Below are 308 nucleotides of genomic sequence, written 5' to 3' on the forward strand. Positions count from 1 at the left end.
ATTGATACCGAGTTGCTTAAGCTTTCGCTCATCGATACCGAGTTGCTGAGACTTTCGCTCATTGATACCGAGTTACTCATGCTTTCGCTCATCGATACCGAGTTACTTAAACTTTCGCTCATTGATACTGAGTTGCTTATGCTCTCACTCATTGAGACTGAGTTACTCATGCTTTCACTCATGGAAACGGAGTTACTTAAACTTTCGCTCATCGATACTGAGTTGCTTATGCTTTCGCTCATGGAAACGGAGTTACTCAAACTTTCACTCATCGAGACGGAATTACTTAAGCTCTCGCTCATCGATAC

Annotated in this window: 1 pseudogene; it reads left to right on the forward strand. The window is 42.5% G+C overall.

From position 1 onward, the window contains the following. A pseudogene (locus LMB56_RS00070) lies at positions 1–308 on the forward strand (hypothetical protein); the annotation flags it as partial.

Origin of the sequence: Limosilactobacillus reuteri (assembly GCF_020785355.1) — a bacterium.
In the GTDB taxonomy this organism is placed as follows: domain Bacteria; phylum Bacillota; class Bacilli; order Lactobacillales; family Lactobacillaceae; genus Limosilactobacillus; species Limosilactobacillus reuteri_I.